We start from the raw sequence: 1,795 nt of genomic DNA on the forward strand, positions 1-1,795 counted from the left end.
TACTCACTTAGGCTTCTATACGTAGGCATTTGACCAAATACATAGTCTATCACATCATTGTGGAGCGTCCAAATGGCTGCGATCACAATATGGACAAATTTAAATCGGTAAAAAGGGATATATAGAATAGCTTGGAGTGCCATAGCAAAATGTGATCCTACTAGCATCCAGCCCATCCAGCCTATATCTCCAGTTTCTACTAGCGTCCATAAATTCATAACAACAGCCCATAGTCCGTATTTCACAAGTGTAATAAGCGCTAAAGCTTCTATAAGTTTCCAGTTTTTATTCATTAGCCAACCTAAAAGAGCAAGTGTAAAAAATAGACTCGCCGTTGGACTATCTGGTACAAATATTAGAAATTTTGTTTCAGTAACAGATAATTGACTCTTATACCAATAATATCCATAAATTGTTCCGATTAGGTTAACGTAAAATAACAACCACATGAATGATTTATTGTAGAGCAACAATTTTAGATGCATCATCATATATATTTCCCATACTCCCCTATTTTATTATAACTAGAATAACTATAATTTTTTGTAAAGAATTTGTAAAATTTCATTAAAGGAATAATTGCTAAAAAAAGAGAGTCAGTTACCTGACTCTCTTTTTTTGGATTATTCTGCTGGTTGTAAAGTTGTGATAAACTCAGCAAGCTCTTGTAATTCCTCTTCCGTTCCTTGGAATGAGCCTGGTGGCATTGTTCCAATTCCTTCATGAGCAATTTCAACGATTTCTTCAGCTGTATATTCTAAACCAATAAGTGGTTTACCTATACCGCCTTCAAAAGCATTACCGTGACAACCTATACATGATGAGCCCTGATATATTTCATAGCCAGGAGCAGTTTCATCAATTTCTACAGCCACTTCTTCTCTAATCTCACCTTGTGCTTTAGCAGCTTCCCAGTCGTGGTTAGCTACAGATTCCCAAGTTAAGAAAATAATTGAAGCGATAGCTAAAAGCATGAAACCAGTTGGTAATGGACGTTTCCATGGGCTTCTTTCCTTGCTTGTATCTAAGAATGGTACTAGTAAAAGTGCTCCGAAAGCAAGACCTGGCATAACGATTGCTCCAATGATGTTGTATGGTCCAGAAGCAAATTCGTATTTTAATAATTGATATAAAAATAGGAAATACCAGTCAGGTAAAGGAATATAAGCTGTGTCCGTTGGATCAGCTGGTCGCTCTAACGGCGATGGATGTGCAACTGTCAATACTAAATAACCGACTAAAAATACTGCTCCGACTAACCATTCTTTTAGCAAGAAGTCAGGCCAGAAAGCTTCTGTTTTACCTGGATACTCAGAATAGTCTTTAGGAGTTTTCTTTTTACGGCTAGAAGGATCCGTTACACGAGAATCTCCAACAAATTTCAAACCTTTTCCGCGATGCATATTGTCCCCTCCTTTTAAGAATTATCTGTTCCACTTACCCATTATAGTGGTCCAGAAATACCTTGACGACGAATCATGATAAAGTGAGCTGCAAGTAAAGCAAAAAGAGCAGCCGGCAAGAAGAATACATGAATCGCGAAGAATCTTGTTAATGTTTGTGCACCGATGATTGTTTCATCACCAGCTAATAATGTTTTGATCATGCCACCGATAACCGGTACAGATGCAGCAATTTCAATACCTACTTTTGTAGCGAACAATGCTTTCATGTCCCAAGGAAGTAGATAACCTGTGAAACCAAGACCTAACATAACGCCAAAAATCCCTACACCAACAATCCAGTTTAACTCACGAGGTTTTTTATAAGAACCTGTGAAGAATACACGAAGAGT

2 protein-coding genes and 1 pseudogene are annotated in these 1,795 nt (G+C 37.5%); all 3 read right to left on the minus strand.

The features are described from left to right. A partial coding sequence (gene lhaT, locus AC06OU_RS02450; protein WP_475853734.1) for a lipoprotein heptaprenylglyceryl N-acetyltransferase LhaT occupies nucleotides 1-488 on the minus strand: 488 nt, incomplete at its 3' end. A 135-nt stretch (nucleotides 489-623) separates the two neighbouring features. Then, complete coding sequence (locus AC06OU_RS02455; protein ID WP_475853735.1) at nucleotides 624-1,403, minus strand: c-type cytochrome; 780 nt, start codon at nucleotides 1,401-1,403, stop codon at nucleotides 624-626. A 41-nt stretch (nucleotides 1,404-1,444) separates the two neighbouring features. Next, nucleotides 1,445-1,795, minus strand: a pseudogene (gene qcrB, locus AC06OU_RS02460) (menaquinol-cytochrome c reductase cytochrome b subunit); the annotation flags it as partial.

The sequence above is a fragment of the Psychrobacillus sp. genome (assembly GCF_056205495.1).

What these genes read in the sequence shown, in the direction of transcription:
- AC06OU_RS02455 (WP_475853735.1), bottom strand. Translation starts at nt 1,403, where the DNA reads ATGCATCGCGGAAAAGGTTTGAAATTTGTTGGAGATTCTCGTGTAACG.